This is a genomic window from Elioraea sp. Yellowstone (genome assembly GCF_006704265.1).
GTDB lineage: Bacteria > Pseudomonadota > Alphaproteobacteria > Acetobacterales > Acetobacteraceae > Elioraea.
In genome coordinates, this window is the sequence record NZ_VIKA01000223.1 from 1 (window position 1) to 3,743 (window position 3,743).

Below are 3,743 nucleotides of genomic sequence, written 5' to 3' on the forward strand. Positions count from 1 at the left end.
TCCCGGTGCTGCTCGCCGGCGCCGGCGACGGGGCGGACCTGTTCCTGCGCGCGCTCGCGCGCGAGGCGCGGCCGCGCTACCGCGTGGTCGGGCTGCTCACCGCCGACGGGGCGCAGTCGGGGCGGCAGATGCACGGCGTGCGCGTCGAGGGGTCGGTCGACGACGTGCCGCATGCGCTGAGGAAGCTCGCGCGCAAGGGCAGACGGCCGGAGCTGATCGTCGTCACCGCGCGCGAGGTCGCCGGGCCGCGGCTCGAGCATGTGCTGGATGCGGCCGAGGCGGCCGGGGTGCGGGTCGCGACCATGCCGCGGCTGACCGAGCTGCGCCCCGCCGCGCGCGAGGACGCGGCGCCGCCGCTGGCGCTGCAGCCGGTGGCGATCGAGGATCTGCTGGACCGGCCGCAGCGCCCGCTCGATCGCGAGGCGATGGCGAGGCTGGTGCAGGGGCGGCGCGTGCTGGTCACCGGTGCGGGCGGCACGATCGGCGCGGAGCTCGCGCGCCAGATCGCCGCCCTCGGCCCGGCCGAGCTCGTGCTCGCCGACAACAGCGAATATGCGCTCTACGCGATCGACCTCGAACTCTCCGAGACCGCGCCTGAGGTGTTGCGCGTCGCGCTGATCGCCGACATCCGCGACCGCGACAGGATGTTCGCGCTGTTCGCGCGCCACCGCCCCGAGCTTGTCTTCCACGCCGCCGCGCTGAAGCACGTGCCGATCGTCGAGGCGAATCCCGCCGAGGGGATCCTGACCAACGCGGTCGGCACGCGCCATGTCGCCGATGCCGCCCGCGCGCACGGCGCACTGGCGATGGTGCTGATCAGCACCGACAAGGCCGTGAATCCGACCAGCGTGATGGGCGCGACCAAGCGGCTTGCCGAGATGTACTGCCAGGCGCTCGACCTGCGCGCGCGCGCCGACGGCGCGGGCACGCGGTTCGCAACGGTGCGCTTCGGCAACGTTCTCGGCTCGACCGGCTCGGTGGTGCCGCTGTTCCGCCGCCAGCTCGAGCGCGGCGGCCCCCTCACCGTGACGCACCCCGACATGAGGCGCTACTTCATGACCGTGCGCGAGGCGGTCGGGCTGGTGCTGGCCGCGACCGTGCTGCGCGTGAAGGACGAGGGACTGCCGGAGGCGGCGCGCCGGGGCGGGATCTTCGTGCTCGACATGGGCGAGCCGGTGAAGATCGTCGATCTCGCGCGGCGAATGATCCGCCTTGCCGGGCTGCGTCCCGACGTCGATGTGGCGATCCGCTACACCGGGCTGCGGCCGGGCGAGAAGCTCTACGAGGAGCTGTTCCACGACCGCGAGACGCTGGTCGAGACGGGCGCGCCGGGGCTGCTGATGGCAGCCCCCCGCACGGCCGATCTTGCCCTGGTCGCGCGCGCGATGGACGAGGCCGGCGCGGCCGCGCGCGCCGGGCGCGAGGCGGCCGCACTCTCCGTCCTGGCGGCGCTGGTGCCCGAGTTCGCCCGCCCCGGCGAGGCCGGCGGCACCGCGCCGGCGGCACCGCCGATGTGATCGCCAAGCTGCAGGCTTTTGCTGCGCGGGAGGCGCAACGCTGCTAGTCTCTGGACATCGGAAGCGGAGGGGGAGTCGAACGATGCGGCCCTCGCGCCGCGGCGTGATTGCCGGAGTGTCCGCCGGCGCAATCGCCACGCTGGTAGCGCCCTCTGTTCGGGCGCAGAAGACGAGCGTCGACGTGCTGCTCGTGCTGGCCGTCGATGTCAGTCGTTCGATCGACGAGGAGGAAGCGCGGCTGCAGCGTCAGGGCTATGTGACGGCGATGGCCGATCCGCGCGTGGTCGCGGCGATCCGGTCGGGCACGCTGGGCGCGATCGCGGTCGCCTATGTCGAGTGGGGCTCGGCGGACTATCAGCGCCTCGTCATCCCCTGGACACGTATCGACGGCGAGGCGAGCGCGCGGGCCTGGGTGGCGGCACTCGACGCGGCCCCGCGCGTCAGCATGAACTGGACCTCGATCTCGGGCGCCATCGAGTTCTCGATGCGTGTGCTCGACGAGGCGCCCTTCGAGGGCACGCGGCGGGTGATCGACATCTCGGGTGACGGGGTGAACAACTCGGGCGCGCCGGTCACGCTGCTGCGCGATCTCGCGGTGGAGGCGGGGATCACCATCAACGGCCTGCCGATCCTGAACGACCGCAGCCCCTTCGGCCGCCCACCCTCGATGCCGCTCGACCAGTACTTCCAGGACTTCGTGATCGGCGGCCCCGGAGCCTTTATGGTGCCGGCCGAGGACTTCAACGCCTTCCAGAACGCGGTGCTGCGCAAGCTGATCCGCGAGATCAGCGTCCATCCGCCGGCGTGGGCGACCGGCTGAGCGGATGATCGTCTCGATCCTGCTGCATGCGGCGGCCGGGCTCGCGGCGGCGTCGCTGCTCGCCTGGCTGATCGCCCAGGCGCTGCCGGTGTGGGTGGCGGCAACGGTATGGCTGGTGGCAGCGGTCGCGATCGTAGTGCTCACCCTCTTCGCGCGCGGCGCACTCGGCCCGCACGGCGGAGGTTGACGATCCCGCCCGCCATTGGTGCCTGCTGTGGCGTCTGAGGAGTTGTTCGTCGCCCGGATGGTCTGAAGGTGGTCGTTGCGTCACGAAGCACCGCAGGGCACGAGGATGAACAACCCGCGCAAGAAGGTGCGAATGACGCCGCTTTGGCAGAGCCGCGATGATCTGGCGGATCTTGGAGGACCGACGAGCTGTGGCGGAAAGCGCTGCGGGGTTTGGGATCAGTGAGCGAACCGCCCGCAGGTGGCTGTCGCGATCGCGGCTGATGGCGGGGATGCCGGGCTCAGGCGGCGGCCCTGCGGGGCGTTTCCCCCCCTTTGCCGCGGCGAGCCGCTGGGTTTGCAGGAAGGTGTCGGCGATCATCGCCATCAGGGCGTGGCGGTGAAGTCCGGTCCATGATCGGCCTTCGAAGTGATCAAGGCCGAGTTCCTCCTTCAGCTGCTGATACCCGGCCGACAAAGGTTCGACCTTTGCCGGCCGGGCGTCAGGCCTTGGTTTTGCGCGCGGCCGCCCCTTGAGCCCCGCGCGCCATACCCTCCGCACAAAGGTCAACCCCTTGTGCTCCGGGTATGATGCGCCTGCTCGCAGATCCAGCGGGCCTTGACGGTGGCGGCGAGGGCCCGCAGCGAGGCGTCGGCGGGAAGGTTGGAGAGATAGAACTTCCGCTCGCCTTTCGAACGTCGCTCGCCGATGAGCCAGACCTCCTCGCCCGGCATGTGCTGGTTGCCCTTCTCGCCGCTCCGTTGCGTTGGTCCATCGGCAACGCGCCCGCGCAGCGCGGCGAAGCGCGCCGAGAGCCGCCCCTTGGTGCCGCTACGCCAGGAGATGGACCGCCAGGTCGCGCCGGCGAGGATCGCCTCGGCAGCCTGCGACATCCGGTCGGGGACGTGACACTGGCGCGGTCGGCCGCGGCCAGCGAGGGGAAAGATCAGCGCGACATCGGCCGGATAGACCTTCTGGTGGCGGGGGATGCCGACCGCCTGCCGCACGCCGCGCGCGCTCAGCGCCTGACGGAAGGAGGCGCTCAGGTCCCGTAGCCGGCATCGGCGAGCACCGTGCCGAAGCGCAGCCCAGCCCCGCGCAGCCCCTCGATCTCCTCGATGGCGATCTCGGGCTTCGTCCGCGCGGCCTGGAACGCCGCCGGGACGCCCGCGCGCCGCATCCTCTCGGGATCGGCGGTCCAACTGTCGGGCAGGAACAGCCGCAACCCGACCGTCACGGG

Annotated in this window: 3 protein-coding genes and 1 pseudogene; 3 read left to right on the plus strand and 1 reads right to left on the minus strand. The window is 71.8% G+C overall.

Features of this window, described 5'->3' with window-relative positions; translation table 11 throughout:
* The 3 genes from FK498_RS17860 to FK498_RS17870 all read left to right on the plus strand — a co-directional run.
* On the plus strand, positions 1-1,517 hold a 1,517-nt coding region (locus FK498_RS17860; RefSeq protein WP_141856951.1), incomplete at its 5' end, for a nucleoside-diphosphate sugar epimerase/dehydratase.
* A gap of 82 nt (positions 1,518-1,599) precedes the next feature.
* The gene (locus FK498_RS17865) at positions 1,600-2,337 is read left to right on the plus strand and encodes a DUF1194 domain-containing protein (protein WP_141856953.1); all 738 of its coding nucleotides are present in this window, start codon (positions 1,600-1,602) and stop codon (positions 2,335-2,337) included.
* A 4-nt stretch (positions 2,338-2,341) separates the two neighbouring features.
* Positions 2,342-2,524, plus strand: coding sequence for a hypothetical protein (locus tag FK498_RS17870; protein WP_141856955.1), 183 nt, complete (start codon positions 2,342-2,344; stop codon positions 2,522-2,524).
* 569 nt (positions 2,525-3,093) lie between these two features.
* Here the strand turns inward: FK498_RS17870 and FK498_RS17885 are convergent.
* Positions 3,094-3,743 (minus strand): annotated as a pseudogene (locus FK498_RS17885) (transposase); the annotation flags it as partial.